Here is a 24,032-nt window from a genome sequence, read left to right as displayed (position 1 = left end):
CTTGATGGCGCAAGGGCGGCACGGGATGCGGGAACCGGCCGGTCCGGCGCCGCGGTCGCGGCAACCGGCGGGGGGTCCGGCGCGTTCAGGCGTGATGCGCGCCGACGATTTCCTTTATCCGACCGAGGCCGGGCTTTACTGCCCGGCGGGCGATTTCTTCATCGACCCGGTGCGCCCCGTGCCGCGCGCGCTGATCACCCACGGCCACGGCGACCACGCCCGCGCCGGGCACGGGGCGGTCATGGCCACGCGGCAGACGCTGGACATCATGGCGATCCGCTATGGCGAGGAGTTCACCGCGACCCGGCAGGTGGCGGACGGGCCGGTCAGCGTGGGTGGGGTCGAGGTCAGCTTTCACCCGGCGGGCCATATCCTTGGCTCGGCCCAGATCCGGCTGGCCTGCGCGGGCGGCCCGGTCATCACCGTCTCGGGCGATTACTGCCGCACGCCGAACCCTGTCTGCGCCCCGTGGGAACCTGTGCCCTGCGACATCTTCGTGACCGAGGCGACCTTTGGCCTGCCGGTCTTCAAGCACCCCGACCCAGGCGCGGAAACGCGCAAGCTGCTGTCCAGCATGGCCGAGTTCCCCGACCGCCCGCACCTTGTCGGCGCCTATGCGCTGGGCAAGGCGCAGCGGGTGATCGCGCTTCTGCGGCAGGCGGGCCATGACGCGCCGATCCACCTGCACGGCAGCGCCCAGCGGCTGAGCGACTATCACCTGGCCGAGGGCGTCCCCCTGGGCGAGTTGCGCCCCGCCACCACGCCGAAGGCACTCGAGGGGCAGGTCGTCATCGCCCCCCCATCCGCCTTCGCCAGCCCCTGGGTCCAGCGCTTCCGCGACCCGGTGATCTGCTTCGCCTCGGGCTGGATGGCCGTCCGCGCCCGCGCCCGGCAAAGGGGCGTGGAACTGCCCCTGGTCATCAGCGACCATGTGGACTGGCCGCAGCTGACGCAGACGCTGTCCGAACTGCGCCCGTCCGAGGTCTGGGTCACGCATGGCGCCGAGGAGGCGCTGGTCCGCTGGTGCGAGCTGAACCAGCTGCGCGCCCGCCCCCTGCGGCTGGTCGGCTACGAGGACGAGGAGGAATGAAGGCCTTCGCCGCCCTGCTGGAACGGCTGGCCTTCACGCCTGCCCGCAATGCCAAGCTGCAGATCCTGCAACACTATCTGGAACGCACCCCCGACCCCGACCGCGGCTATGCCTTTGCCGCGCTGACGGGCGATCTCAAGCTGCGGGCGGTGACGCCGGGCCTGCTGCGGGGCCTCGCCGCCCAACGCTTCGACGAGGTGCTGTTCGCGCTGTCCTACGACTTCGTCGGCGATCTGGCCGAGACGATCGCGCTGATCTGGGAGGGCGAGCCCGGAGGCGAGTTGTCGATCACCGAGGCCGTGCGCCTTCTGGAAACCACCGGCAAGGCGGGCCTGCCCGCCGCCATCGCGGGGGTGCTGGACCGGCTGGGTCCGTCCGAACGGCTGGCCTTTCTCAAGCTTGCCACCGGCAACCTGCGGATCGGCCTGTCGGCCCGGCTCGCCCGCACGGCGCTGGCGCAGATGGGCGCGCCGACCTTGGACGAGATCGAGGAGGTCTGGCACGGCCTCAAGCCCCCCTATCCCGAAATCTTCGCCTGGGTCGAGGGCGGCCCGCGTCCCGACCGCGCCGCGCTCGCGCCCTTCCGGCCGGTCATGCTGTCCACCCCCATTGATCTGGACGAGCTGCGGGCGCTGGACCCCGCCACCCATGTCGCGGAATGGAAGTGGGATGGCATTCGCGTGCAGGCGGTCAGCGACGGCGGTGTGCGGCGGCTGTATTCCCGCACCGGAGAGGACATCTCGGGCGCCTTCCCCGACCTTGTCGCCGAGATGACCTGGGAGGGCACGGTCGATGGCGAACTGCTGGTCCGCAGCCAGGGCGGGGTCGCCAGCTTCAACGAGCTGCAACAGCGGCTGAACCGCAAGACCGTCAGCCGCGCGCTGCTGGCCAGCCACCCGGCGGGGCTGCGCGTCTATGACCTGCTGATCTGGAACGGCGAGGACCTGCGGCCCCGTCCCCTGACGGACCGCCGCGCGGTGCTGGAGACCGCCGATTTCCGGTCGGACCGCATCGACGTCTCGCCCCTGCTGCCCTTCGCCACATGGGACGACCTGGCCGCCCTGCGCGCCGAACCGCCCGACCCGGTGATCGAGGGCGTGATGATCAAGCGCCGCGACGCGCCCTACGTCGGCGGCCGCCCGCGCGGACCCTGGTTCAAGTGGAAGCGCGACCCGCGCGTGGTGGACGCCGTGCTGATCTATGCCCAGCGCGGGCACGGCAAGCGGTCGGGCTATTATTCCGACTTCACCTTCGGCGTATGGGCGGGCGACACGCTGGTCCCCGTCGGCAAGGCCTATTTCGGCTTCACCGACGAGGAGCTGCGCGAACTCGACCGCTTCGTGCGCGCCAACACGACCGAGCGCTTCGGCCCCGTCCGCGCCCTTGCGCCCAGGCTGGTGGTCGAGGTCGCCTTCGAGGGCGTCAACCGCTCGGCCCGCCACCGCTCGGGCGTGGCGCTGCGGTTTCCGCGCATCAGCCGCATCCGCTGGGACAAGCCCGTGGCCGAGGCCGACCGGCTGGACACGCTGGAGGCGATGATCGACGCGCCGAATGTGTTCGACGCCGAGGCCGCGCGGGCGGGCGTGCGCCACGGGCGGACGAAGCGGCGGGGCGGCGCGAGCGGCCCGCCCGAAGAAATGGGGGCTTCGCGCCCCCTGGATGGGGCCGAAGCCCCATCCCCCCCCGCGGGATATTTGGGCAAGGAAGAATGAGCCTGCCGCCCGCCTTCGCCGACTGGTTCGCGCGACAGGGCTGGACCCCGCATCCGCATCAGCTGGCGCTGCTGGGGGCGGGGGGCGACAGCCTGCTGATCGCGCCCACGGGGGGCGGCAAGACGCTGGCCGGGTTCCTGCCCTCGCTGGTGGAACTGGCCGAGGGCTGGAAAGGACTGCACACGCTCTATGTCTCGCCGCTGAAGGCGCTGACGGCGGACATAAGCCGCAACCTGGCGCGGCCGGTGGCCGACCTGAACCTGCCCATCCGGGTCGAGGACCGCACCGGCGACACCAAGACCAGCGCCCGCCAGCGCCAGCGCACCGACCCGCCGCAGATCCTGCTGACGACGCCCGAAAGCCTGGCGCTGATGCTGTCCTATCCCGAGGCGCCGAAGATCTTCGGCAGCCTGCGCCGGGTCGTGCTGGACGAGCTGCACGCGCTGGCGGAATCCAAGCGCGGCGACCAGTTGATGCTGGGACTGGCGCGGCTGCGCAGCCTGTCACCGGGCCTCATCGCCACCGGCCTGTCGGCGACGGTCGAGGACCCGCAGGCGCTGGCGGATTTCATGGGGGGCGCTCGGGTCGTCCATGCCGACCCCGGGCCCGATCCCGACATCGCCATGCTGCTGACCAGCCGGCCCCCGCCCTGGGCCGGCGCGGGCGGGCGCTATGCCGTGCGCGACGTGCTCAAGGCCGTGGCCGAGGCGGGCACCACGATCATCTTCATCAACACCCGCGCCCAGGCCGAGCTGTTCTTCCAGGCGCTGTGGGCCGAGAATGACACGAACCTGCCCATCGGCCTGCATCACGGCAGCCTTGCCCGCGAGGCCCGCGCCCGGGTCGAGGCCGCGATGGCCGCGGGCGAGTTGCGGGGGGTGGTGGCGACGGGGTCGCTCGACCTGGGGATCGACTGGGGCGACGTGGACCTGGTGATCCAGGTCGGCGCGCCCAAGAACGTCAAGCGGCTGGTCCAGCGGATCGGGCGAGCGAACCACCGCTACAACGCGCCATCCCGCGCGCGGATGGTCCCCGCCAACCGCTTCGAGGTGATCGAGTGCATCGCCGCGCTGGAGGCCGTGCGCGCGCGCGACCTGGACGGCGACGCGCGCGGCCCGGGGCCGCTGGATGTCCTGTGTCAGCACATCCTGCTGACCGCCTGCGCGGGACCGTTCGAGGCCGACGCGCTCTATGCCGAGGTCCGCACGGCCGGTCCCTACTGCGGCCTGTCGCGGGCCGATTTCGACGACTGCCTGAACTTTACCGCCACCGGCGGCTATGCCCTGCGCGCCTATGACCGTTGGCAGCGGCTGATGCAGCGGGGCGGGTTGTGGGGGTTGCGCGACCCCCGCGCCGCCCGCGACCTGCGGATGAATGTCGGCACCATCGTCGAGGCCGAGATGACCAAGGTCCGCTGGAAGCGCGGCGGCGGGCTGCTGGGCGAGGTCGAGGAATCCTTTGCCGCCAGCCTCGTGCCCGGCGACACCTTCCTGACCGGCGGCCAGATCGTCCGCTATGAAGCCCTGCGCGAACTGGTGGTCGAGGTCAGCCCCAGCCCCCGCAAGGAGCCGAAGATCGCCGTCTTCTCGGGCGTCCGCATGCCCATGTCCGCGGAACTCAGCCACCGCGTGCTGGCCCTGATCGGCGACCCCGCGCGGTGGGAGGTCCTGCCCCAGCCCACCCGCGACTGGCTGGCGCTGCAGGCCGAGGTCTCGGCCGTGCCCCGGCCCGGCACGCTGCTGGCGGAAACCTTCCCGCACATGGGCCGCTGGCACCTGGCCGTCTATGGCTTTGCCGGGCACAATGCGATGCAGACGCTGGGCCTGCTGCTGACGCGCGCGATGGAGGCGGCGGGACTGGGACCGCTGGGGTTTTCCTCGACCGACTATGCGCTGCTGGTCTGGTCGCTGGACCCGGTCACGGACCTTGGTCCGCTGCTGGACCGCGACAGCCTGCGGGCGGGGCTGGGGGACTGGCTGGCCGACAACGCGGTGATGAAACGCACGTTCAAGAACGTGGCCATCATCTCGGGCCTGATCCACCGCAACATGCCGGGCGGGCGGCGCAGCGGCAAGCAGGCGACGTTTTCGACCGACATCCTCTATGACACGCTGCGCCGCCACGACCCCGACCACCTGCTGCTGCGGATCACCGCGGCCGAGGCGGGCCGCGGACTGGTCGATTTCGGCCGCATCGACGAGATGCTGGACCGGTCCCCCGTCCTTGACCACCGGCGACTGGACCGCGTATCCCCCCTGGCCGCACCCCTGATGCTGGAAATGGGGCGCGTCAGGATCGAGGGGCAGGGCCGGATGCGGCTGGCCGAGCAGGAGGCAGAGGCGATGATGCAGGCCGCAGGATTGCAGCTGACCGACGACCCCGGGGGCTTCGATGCGCCCGCGGCGGCAGCGGCCCTGCCCGAACGGTCGCGTCCGTCGCGGTCGCGCACGGCCCGATGACGGGCTTTGCCTTTGCCTGGCAGGGACAGTCCTTGCAGATGCGCTGCTCGGGTGCGCTGTGGTGGCCTGCGGGCCGCTGGCTTGTCGTGGCCGACCTGCACCTGGGCAAGTCGGAACGCATGGCCCGGCGCGGGGGCGCGCTGCTGCCACCCTATGAGACCGCCGAAACGCTGCGCCGCCTGGGGGACGAGCTGGACGCCCTGGACCCCGCCGTGGTGATCAGCCTGGGCGACGGCTTCGACGACGACGCGGCGGCCGGCGCGCTGGATGCCGATGCCCTGTGCGCGCTGGACGGCATGGCACGGGCGCGGGACTGGATCTGGGTGGCGGGCAACCATGACCCGGCGCCGACCGCGCCCTTGCCGGGCCGGATGCTGGACGCCGTGGCGCTTGGGGGGATCACCCTGCGCCACGAACCGCAGGGCGATGGCCCCGACATCAGCGGCCACTATCACCCGGTCGTGCGGCTTGCGGGCGCGCGGCGCCGGGCTGCCCTGATCGGGCCGCAGCACCTGATCCTGCCCGCCTTCGGCCGCTATACCGGGGGGCTGGATGCGGCCGATCCCGCGCTGTCGCGCTGGGTCGCGGGGGGGATCGCGGTGGCCTGCGTCCACCGGGCCCTGCCGCTGCCCCTGCCCGCCCCCGTGCGGCAGAGAGGACGGCCCCTACGGCCCCTGCCCTGAACCCCGAACGCCCGTCAGCGTTCCCGCGCCCGACGGCCGCGCCTCACTCGCCTGCCCGCCCGGCGCAAACCCGGCCGCCCATGCAGAAAGGGCCGCCCCAAAGGACGGCCCCTGAACAGGACAGCGTGGCCGATCAGAACTTGAAGTTCAGGCCCAGCTTGAGGTTGTTGAACTTGGGCGTCGCAGAGGTGGTTACGCCAGGCTCAAGTTCGACAGTGGTACTGCCGAAGTCCGAATACTCCCATTCACCAGTGACCGACATGCGGTCGGTGAGCTTGCGTTCCGCACCCAGCCCCAGGACATAGCCCTCGGCGTCGTATTCGGTTTCAGCTCCGGCGAAGTCATAGGTGAAATCGCCTCGCTGCCAACCGGCGATGCCATAGACCAACGTGTCCGGGCGCACCGCATAGCCGGTCTTGACCTTGACAGCCAACAGACTGTCAACCTGCGAGTCGAACGTTCCGCCGCCCAGCGCCAGCGGCAGGTCGAATTCGTCACTGATGTCGCCCGCCTGATACGACACTTCGGGCCCGACGACCCAACGATTACGCTGCCAGCGGTAACCAGCGCGAATGCCGGCGTTGGCGCCCGACAGCTCATGGGTGCCCAGCAGACCATCGCCCGTAAATTCGCCGACATCGTCGTCGCCGCCGAAGGCATAGCCCAAGGTCAGGCCGGCATAGCCGCCTGTCCACTCGGCGGGTTCGGCCGTGACGACCACGGGGGCCACAGGCTCGACCTCGACCGCCGGGGCCGTGAATCCGCCCGCATGGACGGCGCCGGCAGACAGGATCGCTGCGACAACGGCGAATGCGGATGTGAAGGTCATGGCAGGCTCCTGTTCCTCGGCGGTTGCCGGGTTGCACCCGGTCATCGCCTTGTCAGCGGCAAACATAGCGACGCGGGCTTTCCCCTGCAACGCCCGGGCCGCCAAACGGATGCTTGGGGCGCCCCGCAGGCGGCCGACCCGTGACCCATATGCCACAGCCCGCGGGGCGGCTCAGGCGTCCAGGTTCTCGACGTTCAGCGCGTTCGCCTGGATGAAGTCGCGCCGCGGCTCGACCACGTCGCCCATCAGCTTGGTGAAGATGTCGTCGGCCTCGGCCACGTCCTCGATCCGCACCTGCAGCATGGTGCGCGCCTGCGGGTCCAGCGTGGTTTCCCACAGCTGCTCGGGGTTCATCTCGCCCAGGCCCTTGTAGCGTTGCAGGCTCAGCCCCTTTTCGCCCTCGGCGAAGATGGCGTCCAGCAGCGACAGCGGGCCCGAGATGGGCACCGTGCGCTCCTTGCGGACCAGCACGGCGCGCGCGCCATAGACCTCGGCCAGCGCGTCCGACATCTGGCCCAGTCGCCGGCTTTCGCCCGACCGCAGCATCGGGCCGTCCAGGGTCCGCGTCTCCTCGACGCCGCGCAGCAGCCGCGACAGGCGCACGCCGCCGTCCTGCGTGGGCCGGGCGGACCAGCCGCGCTCGTACTCGGCGGCGATCATGTCCAGCCGGGCCGCGACCGCCTCGCCCACGCCCGCGGCGTCGGCGTCCAGCGCGCCGGGCCGCATGGCCCCCGCGATGGCGGCCTGCTCGGTGATGTGGGGCGGGTAATGCGTCGGATAGGACCGCAGCACCCGCCGCGCCAGCCGCGCCTCGTCCACGACCCGGGCCAGGTCCGCGCCGGTGATCTCCTCGCCCGATCCCAGGCGCAGCGCCGCGCCCTCGATCCCCTGCTGGACCAGGTAATCCTCCAGCGCCGACTGGTCCTTGAGATAGACCTCGGACCGGCCCCGCGCCACTTTGTAAAGCGGGGGCTGCGCGATATAGAGATGCCCGGCATCGATCAGGTCCGGCATCTGGCGGAAGAAGAACGTCAGCAGCAGCGTGCGGATATGCGCGCCGTCCACGTCGGCGTCCGTCATGATGACGATCTTGTGGTAGCGCAGCTTCTTGAGGCTGAACTCGTCGCGTCCGATGCCGGTGCCCAGCGCGGTGATCAGCGTGCCGATCATGTCCGACGACAGCATCCGGTCAAAGCGGGCGCGTTCCACGTTCAGGATCTTGCCCCGCAGCGGCAGCACCGCCTGGTTCTGGCGCGACCGTCCCTGCTTGGCCGACCCGCCGGCGCTGTCACCCTCGACGATGAACAGCTCGGCCAGCGCGGGGTCCTTTTCCTGGCAGTCGGCCAGCTTGCCGGGCAGGCTGGCCACGTCCATCGCGGTCTTGCGGCGCGTCAGCTCGCGCGCCTTGCGCGCGGCCTCGCGCGCCAGGGCGGCCTCGACGATCTTGCCGGTGATGGACCGGGCTTCGGCGGGGTTTTCCTCGAACCACTCGGCCAGCTTTTCGTTCACCAGGGTCTCGACCGCGGGGCGCACCTCGCTGCTGACCAGCTTGTCCTTGGTCTGGCTGGAAAACTTGGGGTCGGGCACCTTGACCGACAGCACGCAGGTCAGCCCCTCGCGCGCGTCGTCGCCGGTGAAATCGACCTTTTCCTTCTTGGCGATGCCGCTCGTCTGGGCATAGTTGTTGATCACCCGCGTCAGCGCGCCGCGGAATCCCGCCAGGTGGGTGCCGCCGTCGCGCTGGGGGATGTTGTTGGTGAACGGCAGCACGGTTTCGTGATAGCTGTCGTTCCACCACATCGCGATCTCGACGCTGATGCCGTTGCGCTCGCCCTGGATGAAGATGGGATCGGCCAGAACCGCCTGCTTGCTGCGGTCCAGATAGCGCACGAACTCGCGCACCCCGCCTTCGTACAGCAGCTCGGTGCGCAGCGGCTCGGCGGGGCGCTCGTCCTCCAGCACGATGCGCACGCCGCTGTTGAGGAACGCCAGCTCGCGCAGCCGCGCCTCGAGCGTCTTGAACTGATAGTCGAGGTTCGAGAACGTCCCGGTTCCCCCGTCCACCCTGGACGACGCGAGGAACCGCACCTCGGTCCCCCTTTCGCCGGGCTTGGCGTCGCCCACGACGCGCAGGTGCTCGACCGTGTCGCCGTGTTCGAAGCGGACGAAATGTTCCTTGCCGTTGCGCCAGATCCGCAGCTCCAGCCAGTCCGACAGCGCATTCACCACCGACACGCCGACCCCGTGCAGCCCGCCCGACACCTTGTAGCTGTTCTGGTCGAACTTTCCGCCGGCATGCAGCTGGGTCATGATGACCTCGGCGGCGCTCACGCCCTCGCTGGGGTGCATGTCCACGGGGATGCCGCGGCCGTTGTCGCGCACGCTGACGCTGTTGTCGGCGTGGATCTTGACCAGCACAGAGTCGGCGTGCCCGCCCAGCGCCTCGTCGATGCCGTTGTCCACGACCTCATAGACCATGTGGTGCAGGCCCGAGCCGTCGTCGGTGTCCCCGATATACATGCCGGGACGTTTGCGCACGGCCTCAAGGCCCTTGAGGACCTTGATGGAATCGGCGTCGTAGGTGGCCTGGGGCGCGGCGGCTGCGCTCATGCGTGAAAAATCCTGCGGTTGACCCGCCTGATATAACCACGCGGGGCGGGGATGTCACGGCAATCGCACGACGGGCACGCGCGCAGGCGCGGCGACCTGCCAGCGCCGCTGCGCCAGCCCGCGGACGCTGCGGCGGGCAAAAGGCGGCGGCCGCGCCGCGCGGCGTCAGTCGCGCAGGAACCGGCGCAGCACCTGTTCCAGCTTGCGCGCGCCCACGGGCGCCATCGCCTTGGTGTGGTCGTGGCTGATGCGTTCGGCCGACAGGCCCGCGCCCATGTTGGTGATGACCGACACCGCCGCGCAGCGCAGGCCCATGAACCGCGCCAGGATGATCTCGGGCACCGTGGACATGCCCACGGCATCCGCGCCCAGAACGCGCGCGGCGCGGATCTCGGCCGGCGTCTCGAACGACGGGCCCGAGAACCAGCAATAGACGCCCTCGGGCAGATCGACGCCCTCGGCGGCCGCGGCCTCGCGCAAGGCGGCGCGCAGGGCGGGGTCGTGGGCGTCGGTCATGGGGACGAACCGGGCGTCGGTCGCCTCTCCGATCAGGGGGTTGGCGCCGGCGAACGCGATGTGGTCGGACAGCAGCATCAGCGATCCGGGCGGCAGATCGTCGCGCAGCGATCCGGCGGCGTTGGTCAGGACCAGCCGCTCGCAGCCGAGTTCCGCCAGGACCTCCAGCGGCAGGCGCATCGCGTCGGCGCGCCCGGTTTCATAGTAATGCGCCCGCCCGCCCAGGACCGCGACGCGCCGCCCTTCCAGCGTGCCGATGAACAGCTGCGGCACATGGCCCGACACGCCCGCGTGGGGGAACCCGTCCAGGTCGGCATAGGGGATCGCCACGCCCCGCACCATGGACCCCAGATGGCCCAGCCCGGACCCCAGGACCAGCGCGCAGTCCGGGGGCGCCGCCCCCGCGCGGTCGCGGATCAGGCGGGCAAGTTCAGCGCTCCTTGACATAGGGTTCGCCTCCGGCGCGGGGGGGTGTGGCGCGGCCGATGAAGCCCGCCAGGATGATGACCGTCAGGATATAGGGCAGCGCCGTCATGACCATCGAGGGCACGGTGATCGGTCCCAGCTCCAGGCTGGGAAAGCGGTTGGCCACCGCCTCCATCAGGCCGAACAGGAAGGTGGCGCCCAGCGCCCGCCAGGGCCGCCAGTTGGCAAAGATCAGCGCCGCCAGCGCGATATAGCCCCGCCCGGCCGTCATTTCCTTGACGAACCCCGCCGACAGCCCGGTCGCCAGATAGGCCCCGGCCACACCGCACAGCACGCCCGCGATCAGCACCGCCGCCCAGCGCAGCCGCACGACCGACACGCCCGCGGTATCGACCGAGGCGGGGTTTTCCCCCACCGCGCGCAGGCGCAGGCCAAAGCGGGTGCGATACAGCACCCAGCCGGTCGCCGGCACCAGCGCCAGCGCCAGATAGACCAGCGGCGTGTGGCCCGACAGCACCTCGGCATAGAGCGGGCCGATCACCGGCACGCCGCGGAGCGCCTCGGCCCCCGGCAGGGTCACGGGCGCGAACCGCGCCGCCCCCTCCAGCGAGGGCGTGCGCCCGCCCAGCCCGAACCAGCTTTGCCCCAGCAGGACCGTCAGCCCGGACGCAAGGAAGTTGATCGCCACGCCGGAAATCAGCTGATTGCCGCGGAACGTGATCGCGGCCAGCGCGTGCACGCAGGCCAGCGCCAGCGAGGCCCCGATCCCGGCGGCCAGTCCCGCCCAGACGCTGCCCGTCACCGCCGCGACGGCGGCGGCGGCAAAGGCCGCGATCAGCATCTTGCCCTCAAGCCCGATGTCGAACACGCCCGCGCGTTCCGACCACAGCCCGGCCAGGCAGGCCAGCAGCAGGGGCGCCATCAGCCGCGTCGCGCTGTCGAGGATCTGGAGGAGCGTCGCCAGATCCATCACGCGCCCCCCCGCCGGGCGAACAGCGGCGCGATCAGCATCCGCACCATGTTGTCCAGCGCCCCGGTGAACAGGATCACCAGCGCCTGGATCACGACGATCAGCTCGCGCGGGATCTGGGTGAACAGCGCCAGCTCGCCCCCGCCCTGATAGAGGAACCCGAACAGCAGCGCCGCCAGCAGGATGCCCAGCGGATGGTTGCGCCCCATCAGCGCGACGGCGATGCCGATGAAGCCCGCGCCCTCGACGCTGTTCAGCACCAGCCGCCCCGCCTCGCCCATGACATTGTTGATCGCCATCAGCCCCGCCAGCCCGCCCGAGATCAGCATGGCGACCACGGTGATGCGCGCGGGCGAGATGCCGGCATAGCGGGCCGCGCGTTCCGACTTGCCGAAGGCGCGGATCTCATAGCCCAGCCGCGTGCGCCAGATCAGCAGCCACACCAGCCCGCAGGCCGCCAGCGCCACCAGGAACGACACGTTCGCGGGCGTGGCCTTGCCCCAGTCCAGGCCCAGCGCGGCGGCCATGTCGGTCAGGCGCGGCAGCGCCGTTCCCTCGGGGAACCGCGCGGTCGCGGGGTCCATGCTGCCGGTCGGGCGCAGGACGTTGGCCAGCAGATAGTTCAGCGCCGCCGCGGCGATGAAGTTGAACATGATCGTGGTGATGACGATGTGGCTGCCGCGTTTCGCCTGCAGCCAGGCGGGGATCAGCGCCCACAGCGCGCCAAAGGCCGCGCCCCCCAGCATCGCGGCGGGCAGCGCCAGCGCCCAGTGCGGCCAGGGCAGCGCCAGGCACACCAGCGCGACCCCCAGGCCCCCCATCGCGGCCTGCCCCTCGCCCCCGATGTTGAACAGCCCGGCGTGATAGGCGACCGCCACCGCCAGCCCGGTGAAGACGAAGTTGGTGGCGTAATACAGCGTGTAGCCCCAGCCATAGGACGACCCCAGCGCCCCCGTGACCATGGTCTTCAACGCCAGCCACGGGCTTTCCCCGATGGCCAGGATCACCAGCGCCGACAGGCCGAACGCCAGCACCAGAGAGATCAGCGGGGTCAGCACCAGATCGGCCCAGCGCGGCAGGCGGGTCATCGCGCGCGCCCTTCGCCGACGCCGGCCATCATCAGCCCCAGCTCGCCCGCCGTCGTGGCGCCGGGCAGCCGCTCGCCCATGATGCGGCCGTCGAACATGACGGCGATGCGATCGGACAGGGCCAGGATCTCGTCCAGCTCGACCGACACCAGCAGGATCGCGGCGCCCGCGTCGCGCATCTCGACCAGGCGGCGGTGGATGAACTCGATCGCGCCGATGTCCACGCCGCGGGTCGGCTGGCCGACCAGCAGCAGGGCGGGGCCTTCCTCGATCTCGCGCGCGCAGACGATCTTCTGCTGGTTGCCGCCCGAAAAATTCCTGGCGGCAAGGTCCGACAGCGGCGGGCGCACGTCGAAGCGCTGCATCAGCCGCGCGGTGCGCTGGCGGATCGCGTCGTTGTCCATCATCGCGCCCGCCTGGTATTCGGGGTCGCGGTGATGGCCGAAGACCATGTTCTCCCACGCGGCGAAATCCATCACCAGCCCCTCGGCCTGCCGGTCCTCGGGGATGTTGCCGATGCCCACCCGGCGGCGCTGGCGCGCATCCGCGCCCGCCAGCGGCAGCGCCGCGCCCTTCAGCGTCGCCCGCCCCGTGACCTGCGCGCCGGGTTCGGGATAGCCGCCCAGGATCTGCAGAAGCTGGCTCTGCCCGTTGCCGCTGACGCCCGCGATGCCCAGGATCTCGCCCGCGCGCACGGTCAGGTCGATGCCGCGCAGCCGCTCGACGCCGTCCGCGTCCACCATCCGCAGGCCCGCCAGCTCCATCACGGGCGCGCCGGGGGCGGCGGGGGCCTTGTCCACCCGCAGCAGCACCTTGCGCCCGACCATCAGCTCGGCCAGCGCCTCGGGGGTGGTGTCGGCGGTCGGCACGGTCGCCACCATCTCGCCCCGCCGCATCACGCTGACGGCGTCGGTGATCTGCATGATCTCGCGCAGCTTGTGGGTGATCAGGATCACGGTCGCGCCCTGGTCGCGCAGGCCGCGCAGGATGCGGAACAGATGGTCGGCCTCGGGCGGGGTCAGCACGCCGGTCGGCTCGTCCAGGATCAGGATGTCGGCGCGCCGATACAGCGCCTTGAGGATCTCGACCCGCTGCTGGTGGCCGACGGACAGGTCCTCGACCACGGCGTCGGGATCGACCTCGAGCTGATAGTCCGCCGCCAGCTGCCGCAGTTCGCGCCGCGCGCGGCCCAGCGAAGGGGCCAGCAGCGCCCCATCCTCGGCCCCCAGGATCACGTTCTCCAGCACGGTGAAGTTCGGCACCAGCTTGAAGTGCTGGAACACCATGCCGATGCCCGCCCGGATCGCGGCCTGGCTGTCGCGGATCGCCACCTCGCGCCCGTCGATCAGGATCTGCCCCGCGTCGGGCCGGTAGAACCCGTAAAGGATCGACATCAGCGTGGATTTCCCCGCGCCGTTCTCGCCCACGATGCCGTGGATCGTGCCGCGCCGCACCGCCAGCGCGATGTCGCGGTTGGCCTGCACGGGGCCGAACGCCTTGCTGATGCCCCGCAGCTCGATGGCGGGCGGCGCGGCCGTGGCCGGTCGCGCCGCATCGCCGGTGGCGGCCGTCAGGCCCACGATCGCCCGCCCGCAGCCCTGCTCATTCCACCGGGCAGGCGTTGTCGGTCATGTAGTCGTGCACCGTCAGGGTGCCGGCCACGATGGCGGCGCGGGCCTCGTCGATGGCCTTGACCATGTCCTCGGTCATCAGCGCCTTGTTGTGCTCGTCCATGGCCAGCGTCACGCCGTCGGATTTCAGGTCCATGACCTTGACGCCCCCGGTGATCGCCTCGGGGTTGCTGAAGGCGTCGTAGACGGAATTGTCCACGCGCTTGACCACCGAGGTCAGCACCTTGCCCGGATGCAGGTGGTTCTGGTTCGAATCGACGCCGATGGACAGGATGCCTTCGTCCGCCGCCGCCTGCAGCACGCCGATGCCGGTGCCGCCCGCCGCGGCATAGATCACGTCCGCGCCCTGCGATTTCTGGGCGCGGGCCAGCTCTCCGCCCTTGACCGGGTCGTTCCAGGCGGCCGGGGTGGTGCCGGTATAGTTGACGAGGACCTTTCCGTCCGGCCGCGCCGCCTTGAAGCCCTGGGCATAGCCGCACTGGAACTTGTGGATCAGCGGGATGTCCATGCCGCCGATGAAGCCGACCGTGCCGGTCTTGGACGCCTTGGCGGCGGCGATGCCGGCCAGATAGCTGCCCTGTTCCTCGGTGAAGACGATCGACTGCACGTTGGGCTGGTCCACCACCATGTCGATGATGACGAAGCGGTTGTCGGGATAGTCGGGTGCGACCTTGTTCAGCACGTCGCCAAAGGCAAACCCGGTCATCACGATCGGGTCCGCGCCGGCTTGCGCCAGCCGGCGCAGCGCCTGCTCGCGCTGGGCCTCGGACTGCATCTCCAGCTCCTTGTAGGTGCCGCCCGTCTCGGCCTTCCAGCGCTCGGCGCCGGCATAGGCCGCCTCGTTGAAGGACTTGTCGAACTTGCCCCCCAGGTCAAAGATCAGGGCCGGTTCGGCGCTCGCGGCGGCGGCCGACAGGGCCAGCGCCGCGGCGCAGCAGGCCAGGCGGGTCATCAGGGTCATCGGTGGCACCTATCTTGCAGGGGGCGGACCCCGGATCGCCGCCGATTAGAGGTGCTGCCCCGGCGGCCGTCAATGATCTTTGCCGCGCCCGACACGGCGGACCCCGTGCCCGCCGCGAACACCCCGCGCGCCTATTGGACAGGCGCAGGCAAAGCTGCTAACCGCGGCCTGCAAAACCGTCGAGAGAGGTGCCATGTCCCGTCCCGCCGCCGCCGCAGCCGACCGCACGCACTGGACCGGGGCCGAGGCCCGCGCCATTCTGGACCTGCCGTTCATGGAGCTGCTGTTTCGCGCCCAGACCGTGCATCGCCAGCACTTCGACCCCAACCGCGTCCAGCTGAGCCGTCTGCTGTCGATCAAGACCGGCGGCTGCCCCGAGGATTGCGGCTATTGCAGCCAGTCGGCGCGGCACGGATCGGGCCTGTCCGCCTCGAAGCTGGTCGAGGTCGAGCGGGTGATCGCCGAGGCCCGCCGCGCCCGCGACGCCGGGGCCACCCGCTATTGCATGGGCGCCGCCTGGCGCAGCCCCAAGGACCGCGACATGGACCAGGTCGTCGCCATGGTCGAGGGCGTCAAGGCGCTGGGCATGGAAACCTGCATGACGCTGGGGATGCTGGACGCGGGCCAGGCGCGGCGGCTCCGGGACGCGGGGCTGGACTACTACAACCACAACATCGACACGTCCGAGCGCCACTATCCCAACGTCATCACCACCCGCAGCTTTGCCGACCGGCTGGACACGCTGGCCGTGGTGCGCGACAGCGGCATCAAGGTCTGCTCGGGCGGCATCCTGGGCCTGGGCGAGGGGCAGCAGGACCGCGTGGACATGCTGGTGACGCTGGCCAACCTGCCCGAGCCGCCCGACAGCGTGCCCATCAACATGCTGATCGCGATCCCCGGCACCCCGATGCAGGATGCCGAGGCCGTCGATCCCATCGACTTCGTCCGCACCATCGCGCTGGCGCGCATCATGATGCCCCAAAGCCATGTCCGCCTGTCCGCCGGCCGCACCGGGATGTCGGACGAGATGCAGGCGCTGTGCTTCTTCGCGGGCGCGAACTCGATCTTTGTCGGCGACACGCTGCTGACCGCGGGCAACCCCGACGAGGACCGCGACATGCGCCTGCTGTCCCGGCTGGGGATGTCGCCGATGGTCGCGCATGAACACGCGCCGCAGGACGCAGCCCCCTTGCCTTCGGCGCCCGACCGGGCCGCCATGCCGGTGCCGATCCTGCGGTGAGCGGGCCTGCGATGAAAGGGCCTGCGGAGAGCGGGACGGCCCCCGACCGCCTGGCGGTCTTTCGCGCCGACCTGGACGGGCTGGCGGCGGCCTCGCGCCAGCGGCGGCTGATCCCGCGCGCGGGCGTGGACTTCGCCTCGAACGACTATCTGGGCTTGGCCGGCGCGCCGCGCCTGCGCGACGCCGTGCGCGCGGCGCTGGACGCGGGCGTGCCGGTGGGGGCGGCGGGATCGCGCCTGCTGCGCGGCAACACCGACTGGCACGAGGCGTTCGAGGCCAAGGCCGCGGCCTTTTTCGGCGCCGAATCCGCGCTGGGCTTCACCGGCGGCTATCCGGCGAACGTCGCGCTGATCTCGACGCTGCCGCAGCGGGGCGACCTGCTGGTGATGGACGCGCTCAGCCACGCGTCCACCCGCGAAGGGGCGCGGCTGACCCGCGCCGCGGTGGCCGAGTTCCGCCACAACGACGCCGGCCACGCCGCCGACGTGATCGCCGACTGGCGGCGCGGCGGCGGGCGCGGCGCGGCGTGGATCGCGGTCGAAAGCCTCTACAGCATGGACGGCGACCGCGCCCCCTTGGACGATCTGGCCGCGCTGGCCGAGCGCGAGGGGTTCCTGATCGTGGACGAGGCGCACGCCACGGGCGTCTGGGGTCCCGGGGGGCGCGGCCTCGGCCACGCGCTGGAGGGGCGGGAATGCGTGATTACCCTGCACACGCTGGGCAAGGCGCTGGGCGGATCGGGCGCGCTGCTGTGCCTGCCGCGCGTGCTGCGCGCGTTCCTTGTGAACCGCGCCCGGCCCTTCATCTTCGCCACAGCCCCTTCGCCCCTGATGGCGGCGGCCGGGGCCGAGGCGCTGGACATCCTGCGGGACGAGCCGGACCGGCGGCAGCGCCTGCACGACCTGGTGGCGCTGTTCGGGCGCGAGATGGCCACCCGCCTGCCCCATCTGCCGATGTCGGGCAGCCAGATCGTGCCGCTGATCGTGGGCGCGGACGCGGACGCCATGGCGCTGGCGGGGCGCGTGCAGGCGGCCGGGTTCGATGTGCGCGGCATCCGCCCGCCCACGGTGCCGCCCGGTACCGCGCGGCTGCGCGTGTCCCTGACGCTGAACGCCTCGGCGGCCGACGTGACCCGGCTGGCCGAGGTGCTGGAGGATGCATGGCCCGCTTTGTAATCACGGGCACGGGGACCGACATCGGCAAGACGGTGTTCGCCGCCGGGCTGGTCGGCCTGATCGGGGCCAGCTACTGGAAGCCCGTGCAGACCGGCGTGACGCCCCGGCCCGCAGGCGCGCCCGACGCCCCCGCGCCCGGCAGCGATGCGGCGTTCGTCCACCGCATGACGGGCGCGCGCATCCACCCCGAGGCCGTGGTCCTGCCTGCGCCGCTGTCGCCGCACCGCGCCGCCGAACTGGCCGGCGTCGCCATCCCCGCGCTGACGCCCCCCGACGGCGACCCGCTGGTGATCGAGGGGGCCGGCGGCGTGCTGGTCCCGATCACCCGGCAGCTGCTGTCGGCGGACCTGTTCGCCCGCTGGGGCCTGCCGGTGATCGTGGTCGCCACGACGGGGCTGGGCACCATCAGCCACACGCTGACGGCGCTGGAATCGCTGGACCGGCGCGGGGTGCGGGTTCACGGCGTGGCCTTCGTGGGCGACGACAACCCCGACAACATCGCCACCATCGCCGCGCTGGGCGGGGTGCGGGCGCTGGGTCGGCTGCCCCGCCTGGACCCGCTGACCCCCGCCAGCCTGGCCGCCGCGATGCAGGCGGGCTTCGACCGCAAGGATTTCGCATGACCGTCCCCGCCCGTCACGCCGACCGGCCCCATGCCGATCGCAACCACGCCCCCCGCCGCACCGACAGCGCGGTCTGGCGGCCGTTCACCCAGCACGCGACCGAACCGCCGCCGCCGGTCGTCACCCATGCGGCGGGCGTCCACCTGACCACCGACCGCGGCGTGCTGATCGACGCGGTGTCCAGCTGGTGGGTCATCACCCACGGCCACCGCCACCCCCCCATCATGGACGCGATCCGCGACACGGCCGAGCATCTGGACCAGGTGATCTTCGCCGGGCTGACCCATGCCCCGGCCGAGGATCTGGCGAACGCGCTGGTCGGCCTGGCCCCGCCCGGCCTGACGCGGGTGTTCTATTCCGACAGCGGCTCGACCAGCGTCGAGGTCGCGCTGAAGATGGCGCTGGGGTTCTGGCGCAACACCGACCGCCCCCGCCACCGCATCGCCGTGATCGAGCACGGCTATCACGGCGACACCATCGGCACGATGAGCGTGGGCGAGCGCGGCGTCTTCAACGCCAGCTACGAGCCGCTGATGTTTTCCGTCGATCGCCTGCCCTTTCCGCGCGGCGACGGCGCGGGGACGCTGGCGATCTTCGAGACGCTGGCCGCGACGGGCGAGATGGCCGCGGTGATCGCCGAGCCGCTGGTGCTGGGCGCGGGCGGGATGCTGATGTATCCGCCCGAGGTGCTGGCCGGGCTGCGCGCGATCTGCGACCGCCACGGGGTTCTGATGATCGCCGACGAGGTGATGACCGGCTGGGGCCGCACCGGCCGGCTGTGGGCCTGCGACCACGCCGGGGTCGCCCCCGACATCCTGTGCACGTCCAAGGGCCTGACCGGCGGCGCGATCCCCCTGGCCGCGACGCTCGCGACCGAGGCGGTGTTTCACGCCCACTGGTCCGAGGACCGGGCCAAGACGTTCTTCCATTCGTCCAGCTACACCGCCAACCCGCTGGCCTGCGCGGCGGGGCTGGCGAATGCCCGCATCTGGGCCGAGGGCGGGATGCAGGCGCGGCTGGACGCGGTGGGCGCGATGCAGGGCGACCGGCTGGACGAACTGGCCCGCGATCCCCGCTTTGCCAACCCGCGCCGCACCGGCACCATCGCGGCCATCGACCTGCGTTCGGACTCCGAGGGCTACATGGCGGCGGTGGGGCCGCGCCTGCGCGCCCACGCGCTGGACCGGGGCGTGCTGCTGCGGCCGCTTGGCAACACGGTCTATGTCCTGCCGCCCTATTGCGTGACCGCCGCGGACCTGGACGCGGTCTGGGGGGCGGTCGCCTCGTTCGCGGACTGACGCGGAGACTGACGCAGACTGACGCGGACCGGGGCACCCATCCGGCAGGGACGGCGCGCGACCCTGCTTGACCGGCGCGCGGCGGGCGGGCAGGCAGGCGGCATGATCGACGTCCGCCCGGTGATCCACGCCATTTCCAGACTGGCCGTCGCAATGGGCGGGCTGATGATGCTGCCGATGGCGGCCGACCTTCTGCGCGGCGATCCCAACTGGCGGGCGTTCCTGGCGGCGGGCACGGTCACGATCCTGGGCGGCACGATGACCGCGCTGGCCACGCCCTCGCGGTCCGGCACGCTGACGCTGGAACAGGCGTTCCTGCTGACCTCGGGCCTGTGGATCGTGCTGCCGGTGCTGGGCGCGCTGCCCTTCATGCTGGGCGCGCCCGCGGCCAGCCTGACCGACGCGATGTTCGAATCGATGTCGGGCATGTCCACGACCGGCGCCACGGCGTTCCCGCGCCTGGACGACCTGCCGCGCGGCACGCATCTGTGGCGCGGGCTGCTGCAATGGTCGGGCGGGCTGGGGATCGTCGTCGTCGCGATGGTCTTCCTGCCGGTCATGCGCGTGGGCGGCATGCAGTTCTTCCGCTCCGAGGGGTTCGACACGCTGGGCAAGGTCATGCCCCGCGCGGGCAGCATCGCCCTGCAACTGACCGAGATCTATGTGGGACTGACCCTGGCCTGCGCCCTCACCTATGCCGCGCTGGGCCTGAGCGGGTTCGACGCCATCATGCACGCGCTGACGACCTGTTCCACGGGCGGCTTCTCGAACTATGACGCCAGCTTCGGCAAGTTCCTGGGCGCGCCCGAGATCGCGGCCTCGGTGTTCACGATCCTCGCCTCGATCCCGTTCGTGCGCATGGTCCAGGCGATGCACGGCGACCTGAGCCCGATGTGGCGCGACAGCCAGATCCGCGCCTATCTGGCGATCATCGCGACGCTGGTCGCCACCATCGTCGCCTATCAGGTCCTGTGGCTGGGCGCGCCGGCCAGCACGCGGCTGGGAACCGAGGTGCTGTTCAACGTCACCACGATCATCTCGGGCACCGGTTATGCGTCGGTGGACGTGACGCAATGGGGCCACCTGCCGTTCGTGCTGCTGATCGCGGCGGGGCTGATCGGCGGGTGCAGCGGATCGACGGTCTGCTCAATCAAGGTCTTTCGCTATCAGGTCCTGTTCGAGGCGGTGCGCGGCCAGCTGGCGGCGATGCAGTCGCCCCACCGGGTCCGGCCGCTCAGGCTGCAGGGCCGGCGTCTGGACGCCGACGTCGTGCATTCCGTCATGGCGATGTTCACGCTGTTCATCCTGACCTTCGGCCTGCTGATCGTGGCGCTGGCGCTGACCGGGCTGCATCCGCGCACGGCCCTGACCGCCGCCTGGACCGCGATCGCCAACGTCGGGCCCGCCTGGGGACCCGAGGTGACGGGCAACGGCAGCGTCGCCAACTTTCCGACCACCGCCAAGTGGCTGATGATCGTGGGCATGTACCTGGGGCGGCTTGAGCTGATCACGGTGCTGGTGGTGCTGATGCCGCGGTTCTGGCGGCAATAGGGCCGCCCGCCCCCGCTGCCCGCGCCGTCAGGCAGACGCTGCGGGGGCGGGGGCGGGGGCGGGTGCAGCGGGCGTGGGACCCGGGACGGGGGCCGCCGCCGGGTCCACCACCGGGCCCGCCGCCGGAGGACGGACGCCGAACACGACGCAGTACAGCGCCGGCACGAACACCAGCGTGATCAGCGTGCCGGCGATGATGCCCCCCATCATCGCGAACGCCATCGGCCCCCAGAACACCTGGCGCGAGATCGGGATCAGGGCGAGGCTTGCCGCCGCGGCGGTCAGCAGGATCGGGCGCGCGCGGCTGTCGGATGCCTCGAAGACGGCCGCCCAGGCGCTGCGGCCCCGGTCGCGCAGCACCTCGATCTCGTGCACCAGGATGATCGAGTTGCGGATCAGGATGCCGACCAGCGCCAGGATGCCCAGGATCGCCACGAACCCCATCGGCACGCCGAAGGGCACCAGCGCCGCCACCACGCCGATCAGGCCCAGCGGCGCCGCGGCAAGGACGATCAGCGACAGCCGCAGGCTTTGCATCTGCGCCATCACCAGCACGGCCATGGTCAGCAGCATCAGCGGCACCACCGCCGCGATCGGGGCCTGGCTCTGCCCCGAGCTTTCGACCGTGCCGCCGATCACCACCCGCACGTCGGGCGGCAGCGTGGCTGCGAAGGCGTCCACGCGGGGCGCCAGCGCGGCGACCAGCGTCGCGGGCTGGTCGGCGGTGGCGATCGCGGCCTTGACGCTGACCGTGGGCAGCCCGTCGCGCTGGGCGATCAGCGGCTGCTCGGTGTCGTAGGACAGCGAGGCCAGCGCGGCGAGCGGAATCGGCGTACCGCTGGGCATGGCGATTTCCAGCGTCTGGATCGATTCCAGCGACTTTCGGTCCTCGGCCTCGCCGCGCGCGACGACGTCGATCAGGAAGATGCCGTCGCGCAGCTGCGTCACCGTGCGGCCCGAGAACAGCGCCGCCAGCGCGCCCGCGACGTCCTGGTTCGACAGGCCCAGCCGGCGCGCGCGGTCCTGATCGACGGCGACGCGGACGACCCGCGCGGGTTCGTTCCAGTCCAGCGACACGTCCCGCAGCCGGGGTTCCGCGGCGATCACGGCGGCCAGCCCGCGCGCGGCGTCGCGGGCGGCGGCGATGTCGGGGGCGCTGACCCTGTACTGGACGGGCTTGCCAACCGGCGGGCCGATTTCCAGGTTCTTCACATAGACATCGGTGCCCACCATCTCGGCGCGGGCAAAGGCCGACAGCCGCGCCTTCAGCGCGTCGCGGGCGGCCAGGTCCGGGGTCTGGATCACAAGCTGGCCCATGAAGGGGCCGGGCGTCGGCACGTCCATCGCCAGCACGAAGCGCGGCGAGCCGCGGCCCACGTAGCTGGTCCAGAACAGCGCCTCGGGCTGCCGGGCCAGGAAGGCGTCCAGCTGCGCGATCGAGGCATCGGTGCGCGCGATCGAGGCATTGTGGCGTTCCGTCACGTCGATCACCACCTCGGTCCGGTCCGAGGTCGGGAAGAACTGCTGTTCCACGAACTGCATCGCCCAGACCGATGCGCCGAAGATCGCCAGCGTCGCCGCCACCGTCAGCCACCGCATCCGCATCGCAGCCCGCAGCAGCGCGCGAAAGCCCCGGCGCAGCGGGCCGGGGCGGTCGGCGTGGTGCGTCATCCGGCTGGGCAGGAACGTCACCCCCAGAAGGGGCGCGAACAGCACCGCCACGATCCAGCTGACCACCAGCGACACGGCGATGACGACAAACAGCGAAAAGGTGAACTCGCCCGCGGCCGAGCTGTTCAGCCCGATCGGGATGAACCCCGCCACGGTGACCAGCGTGCCCGTCAGCATCGGAAACGCGATCGAGGTCCAGGCATAGCTGGCGGCCTCGGTCAGGCTCTCGCCGATCTCCAGCCGCGAGATCATCGTCTCGATGGCGATCATCGCGTCGTCGACCAGCAGCCCCAGCGCGATGATCAGCGCGCCCAGCGAGATGCGCTGCAGCGTGATGCCCCAGTAGTCCAGCACGACGAAGGTGATCGCCAGCACCAGCGGGATGGTCAGCGTGACGACGAACCCCGCCCGCATGCCCAGGCTGACGAAGCTGACCAGCAGCACGATGCCCACCGCCTCGGCCAGCGCGGTGATGAAATGGCCCACCGCATCCTCGACCACCTGCGGCTGGTCGGCGAACTTGTGCATCTCGATGCCCACCGGCAGGTCGGCCGCGATGCGGGCCATCATCGCGTCCAGCGCCGCGCCATAGGTCTGGATGTTCTCGCCCTGGCGCATCGCCACCTCCAGCCCGATGGCCTCGCGCCCGTTGTAGCGAAACAGCGACGCGGGCGGGTCGGCATAGCCGCGGCGCACGGTGGCGACGTCGCCGAGGTTGAAGAAGCGGTCGCCGATCCGCAGGTTGACGGCGGCGATGGCGGCGGCGTCGTCGAACTGGCCGTCCACGCGGACCAGAACCTGTTCCGGCCCCGCCTGGACGATCCCCGACTGCGCGATGGCGTTCTGGGCCGCCAGCGTCTGGATCACCTCGTACTGCTGGACCCCCAGCGCGGCCAGCCGCGCGGACGAGAACTCGAGGTAGATCTGCTCCTCGCGCACGCCCAGCAGGCTGGTCTTTCCGGCCTGGGGCAGCCCCTGGATCTGCTTGCGGATGGCCTCGACCCGGTCGCGCAGCTCGCGCTGGGTGAATCCGTCGGCGGTGAAGGCATAGATGTTGCCGAACACGTCGCCGAAGCTGTCGTTGAACTGAAAGCCCGCGAACTCCTGCGGGAACTCGGGGCGGATGTCGGACATCATGGACCGGACGCGCTTCCACGTCTCGGCCACGGCGGGGCCGCGCACCGTCTCCAGCAGCTCGACATAGACGACGGCCTGTCCGGGCAGCGTGACCGAGCGGGTGAACTTCAGCTCGTCCAGCTCCTCCAGCTTGGTCTCGATGCGGTCCGTGACCTGGTCCAGCGTCTCCTCGATCGTGGCGCCGGGCATCGCGGCGGTGACGACCATCACCTTGATGGTGAAGTCGGGGTCCTCCTCGCGGCCGAGGTTGCGATAGGCCATGATCCCCGCGACCATCGAGACCACCAGCAGGAACCAGACGAACGACCTGTGGCGCAGTGCCCAGTCCGACAGGTTGAAGGCGCTGCGTCTCATCCTGGCCG

Annotated in this window: 17 protein-coding genes; 9 read left to right on the top strand and 8 right to left on the bottom strand. The window is 71.2% G+C overall.

From position 1 onward, the window contains the following. Positions 1-94: 94 nt before the first annotated feature. From DPQ23_RS03140 to pdeM, 4 genes are read left to right on the top strand one after another with little or no spacing between them, the layout of a single operon-like run. Positions 95-1,090, top strand: a complete 996-nt coding sequence (locus DPQ23_RS03140; RefSeq protein ID WP_112873176.1) for a ligase-associated DNA damage response exonuclease — start codon at positions 95-97, stop codon at positions 1,088-1,090. Beyond that, positions 1,087-2,802 carry a cisplatin damage response ATP-dependent DNA ligase gene (locus tag DPQ23_RS03135; RefSeq protein ID WP_112873175.1) on the top strand — a complete coding sequence of 572 codons (1,716 nt, stop codon included), beginning with the start codon at positions 1,087-1,089 and terminating at the stop codon, positions 2,800-2,802. The genes DPQ23_RS03140 and DPQ23_RS03135 overlap by 4 nt, the downstream gene beginning before the upstream one ends. After that, positions 2,799-5,261 carry a ligase-associated DNA damage response DEXH box helicase gene (locus tag DPQ23_RS03130; protein ID WP_112873174.1) on the top strand — a complete coding sequence of 821 codons (2,463 nt, stop codon included), beginning with the start codon at positions 2,799-2,801 and terminating at the stop codon, positions 5,259-5,261. The genes DPQ23_RS03135 and DPQ23_RS03130 overlap by 4 nt, the downstream gene beginning before the upstream one ends. Next, a complete protein-coding gene (gene pdeM, locus DPQ23_RS03125; protein ID WP_112873173.1) occupies positions 5,258-5,944 on the top strand; it encodes a ligase-associated DNA damage response endonuclease PdeM in 687 nt (228 codons plus the stop codon). The genes DPQ23_RS03130 and pdeM overlap by 4 nt, the downstream gene beginning before the upstream one ends. 133 nt (positions 5,945-6,077) lie before the next feature. Here the strand turns inward: pdeM and DPQ23_RS03120 are convergent, their stop codons facing one another. From DPQ23_RS03120 to DPQ23_RS03090, 7 genes are all read right to left on the bottom strand, one after another. Beyond that, positions 6,078-6,773, bottom strand: coding sequence for an outer membrane protein (locus DPQ23_RS03120; RefSeq protein ID WP_112873336.1), 696 nt, complete (start codon positions 6,771-6,773; stop codon positions 6,078-6,080). A 171-nt stretch (positions 6,774-6,944) separates the two neighbouring features. Next, positions 6,945-9,383, bottom strand: coding sequence for a DNA topoisomerase (ATP-hydrolyzing) subunit B (gene gyrB / locus DPQ23_RS03115; protein WP_112873172.1), 2,439 nt, complete (start codon positions 9,381-9,383; stop codon positions 6,945-6,947). Between the two features lie 165 nt (positions 9,384-9,548). Next, positions 9,549-10,346: a purine-nucleoside phosphorylase gene (locus DPQ23_RS03110; RefSeq protein ID WP_112873171.1), complete on the bottom strand. Its 798-nt coding sequence runs from the start codon at positions 10,344-10,346 to the stop codon at positions 9,549-9,551. After that, positions 10,330-11,295, bottom strand: a complete 966-nt coding sequence (locus tag DPQ23_RS03105) for an ABC transporter permease (protein ID WP_112873170.1) — start codon at positions 11,293-11,295, stop codon at positions 10,330-10,332. The genes DPQ23_RS03110 and DPQ23_RS03105 overlap by 17 nt, the downstream gene beginning before the upstream one ends. Then, positions 11,295-12,383 (bottom strand): ABC transporter permease, encoded by a 1,089-nt coding sequence (locus DPQ23_RS03100; RefSeq protein ID WP_112873169.1) that lies wholly within the window; start codon positions 12,381-12,383, stop codon positions 11,295-11,297. Before DPQ23_RS03100 ends, DPQ23_RS03105 begins: the two co-directional genes overlap by 1 nt. After that, positions 12,380-13,957: an ABC transporter ATP-binding protein gene (locus DPQ23_RS03095; protein WP_112873335.1), complete on the bottom strand. Its 1,578-nt coding sequence runs from the start codon at positions 13,955-13,957 to the stop codon at positions 12,380-12,382. Before DPQ23_RS03095 ends, DPQ23_RS03100 begins: the two co-directional genes overlap by 4 nt. 28 nt (positions 13,958-13,985) lie before the next feature. Beyond that, positions 13,986-14,975 (bottom strand): BMP family lipoprotein, encoded by a 990-nt coding sequence (locus DPQ23_RS03090; protein WP_162630610.1) that lies wholly within the window; start codon positions 14,973-14,975, stop codon positions 13,986-13,988. A 193-nt stretch (positions 14,976-15,168) separates the two neighbouring features. On the opposite strand from DPQ23_RS03090, the gene bioB reads away from it, so the two are divergent. The 5 genes from bioB (at position 15,169) to DPQ23_RS03070 (ending at position 20,862) form a co-directional block, all read left to right on the top strand. Next, positions 15,169-16,215 carry a biotin synthase BioB gene (gene bioB, locus DPQ23_RS03085; RefSeq protein ID WP_112873168.1) on the top strand — a complete coding sequence of 349 codons (1,047 nt, stop codon included), beginning with the start codon at positions 15,169-15,171 and terminating at the stop codon, positions 16,213-16,215. Between the two features lie 11 nt (positions 16,216-16,226). Beyond that, positions 16,227-17,390, top strand: a complete 1,164-nt coding sequence (locus DPQ23_RS03080; protein ID WP_112873167.1) for an 8-amino-7-oxononanoate synthase — start codon at positions 16,227-16,229, stop codon at positions 17,388-17,390. Continuing rightward, positions 17,375-18,013 (top strand): dethiobiotin synthase, encoded by a 639-nt coding sequence (bioD, locus tag DPQ23_RS15700; protein ID WP_205961404.1) that lies wholly within the window; start codon positions 17,375-17,377, stop codon positions 18,011-18,013. The genes DPQ23_RS03080 and bioD overlap by 16 nt, the downstream gene beginning before the upstream one ends. Further along, a complete protein-coding gene (locus DPQ23_RS03075) occupies positions 18,010-19,311 on the top strand; it encodes an adenosylmethionine--8-amino-7-oxononanoate transaminase (RefSeq protein ID WP_205961403.1) in 1,302 nt (433 codons plus the stop codon). The genes bioD and DPQ23_RS03075 overlap by 4 nt, the downstream gene beginning before the upstream one ends. A gap of 102 nt (positions 19,312-19,413) precedes the next feature. After that, the gene (locus tag DPQ23_RS03070; RefSeq protein WP_112873165.1) at positions 19,414-20,862 is read left to right on the top strand and encodes a TrkH family potassium uptake protein; all 1,449 of its coding nucleotides are present in this window, start codon (positions 19,414-19,416) and stop codon (positions 20,860-20,862) included. A gap of 27 nt (positions 20,863-20,889) precedes the next feature. Here the strand turns inward: DPQ23_RS03070 and DPQ23_RS03065 are convergent, their stop codons facing one another. Further along, complete coding sequence (locus tag DPQ23_RS03065; RefSeq protein WP_112873164.1) at positions 20,890-24,024, bottom strand: efflux RND transporter permease subunit; 3,135 nt, start codon at positions 24,022-24,024, stop codon at positions 20,890-20,892. Between the last annotated feature and the right edge of the window lie 8 nt (positions 24,025-24,032).

This window comes from Paracoccus endophyticus (assembly GCF_003286075.1).
Lineage (GTDB): Bacteria > Pseudomonadota > Alphaproteobacteria > Rhodobacterales > Rhodobacteraceae > Paracoccus > Paracoccus endophyticus.
This window is presented reverse-complemented; position numbering and strand designations above follow the sequence as displayed.

Excerpts from the sequence above, each read along its gene's own strand:
- DPQ23_RS03105 (WP_112873170.1), bottom strand. The coding sequence starts at position 11,295 with ATGGATCTGGCGACGCTCCTCCAGATCCTCGACAGCGCGACGCGGCTG.
- bioB (WP_112873168.1), top strand. The coding sequence starts at position 15,169 with ATGTCCCGTCCCGCCGCCGCCGCAGCCGACCGCACGCACTGGACCGGG.
- DPQ23_RS03100 (WP_112873169.1), bottom strand. The coding sequence starts at position 12,383 with ATGACCCGCCTGCCGCGCTGGGCCGATCTGGTGCTGACCCCGCTGATC.
- gyrB (WP_112873172.1), bottom strand. The coding sequence starts at position 9,383 with ATGAGCGCAGCCGCCGCGCCCCAGGCCACCTACGACGCCGATTCCATC.
- DPQ23_RS03135 (WP_112873175.1), top strand. The coding sequence starts at position 1,087 with ATGAAGGCCTTCGCCGCCCTGCTGGAACGGCTGGCCTTCACGCCTGCC.
- pdeM (WP_112873173.1), top strand. The coding sequence starts at position 5,258 with ATGACGGGCTTTGCCTTTGCCTGGCAGGGACAGTCCTTGCAGATGCGC.
- DPQ23_RS03070 (WP_112873165.1), top strand. The coding sequence starts at position 19,414 with ATGATCGACGTCCGCCCGGTGATCCACGCCATTTCCAGACTGGCCGTC.
- DPQ23_RS03130 (WP_112873174.1), top strand. The coding sequence starts at position 2,799 with ATGAGCCTGCCGCCCGCCTTCGCCGACTGGTTCGCGCGACAGGGCTGG.
- DPQ23_RS03080 (WP_112873167.1), top strand. The coding sequence starts at position 16,227 with ATGAAAGGGCCTGCGGAGAGCGGGACGGCCCCCGACCGCCTGGCGGTC.
- bioD (WP_205961404.1), top strand. The coding sequence starts at position 17,375 with ATGGCCCGCTTTGTAATCACGGGCACGGGGACCGACATCGGCAAGACG.
- DPQ23_RS03090 (WP_162630610.1), bottom strand. The coding sequence starts at position 14,975 with ATGACCCTGATGACCCGCCTGGCCTGCTGCGCCGCGGCGCTGGCCCTG.
- DPQ23_RS03110 (WP_112873171.1), bottom strand. The coding sequence starts at position 10,346 with ATGTCAAGGAGCGCTGAACTTGCCCGCCTGATCCGCGACCGCGCGGGG.
- DPQ23_RS03065 (WP_112873164.1), bottom strand. The coding sequence starts at position 24,024 with ATGAGACGCAGCGCCTTCAACCTGTCGGACTGGGCACTGCGCCACAGG.
- DPQ23_RS03120 (WP_112873336.1), bottom strand. The coding sequence starts at position 6,773 with ATGACCTTCACATCCGCATTCGCCGTTGTCGCAGCGATCCTGTCTGCC.
- DPQ23_RS03075 (WP_205961403.1), top strand. The coding sequence starts at position 18,010 with ATGACCGTCCCCGCCCGTCACGCCGACCGGCCCCATGCCGATCGCAAC.
- DPQ23_RS03140 (WP_112873176.1), top strand. The coding sequence starts at position 95 with ATGCGCGCCGACGATTTCCTTTATCCGACCGAGGCCGGGCTTTACTGC.